Here is a 646-nt window from a genome sequence, read left to right as displayed (position 1 = left end):
AGACGGTAGAAGCGCAGCACCTGCCGCCACAATCTGCGCCCCTGGTCATCACCGTTGACGAAGCCACCATCCTCAGGGCCGGGGATACTGACAGCAATGGCCTGGCGGTGGTCTTTGAAGTGTATGACCGGGTGGACAACAAGTCCGACGACTGGAGTGCCGAAGTGCGGGTGATTGTCGACACCGACAACTCGCGCTTGATGGCGCCGCTGATCAAGGAGGCGGTCAATCTGGAGCTGGACATGGACCAGCTTGGCGAGGCGGACCTGACCTTTCAGGTGGTCGCAATGGATGCCAACTTCAAGGTGGATGATGAAGTCGAGATGCGTTTGACGGGCACAACGGCGGAGGGCGAAAAGATCGAAGAGGTCATCTTTGCGCCGGAAAGAATTCGCAGCTTCCCGAGTATCCCCGAGTTCAAACGCCCCAGCGCCGAGGTCCGGCAACTGGCTGGTGGCCCCCATGCCGCTTTTTCCTACCGGCTGATCAAGGCGGATGGCAGTGCTGACCTGTTCTCCAAAATATTCTCCCCAAGGATCGTGGGCCGGGCCAATTCCCTGGCGGCGCCGATCCCGCTGGACGAGATCGCCGGCACGCTCGACCCGCAACTGCCGAGCACAACGATCGAGATTGCGCTGGATCCGGC

At 60.8% G+C, this 646-nt stretch carries 1 pseudogene; it reads left to right on the top strand.

Annotated elements, in window-relative coordinates:
• Positions 1 to 646: pseudogene (locus HU806_RS26235) on the top strand (hypothetical protein); the annotation flags it as partial.

This window comes from Pseudomonas sp. SWRI154, from assembly GCF_014268645.1.
In the GTDB taxonomy this organism is placed as follows: Bacteria; Pseudomonadota; Gammaproteobacteria; order Pseudomonadales; family Pseudomonadaceae; genus Aquipseudomonas; species Aquipseudomonas marvdashtae.
This window is presented reverse-complemented; position numbering and strand designations above follow the sequence as displayed.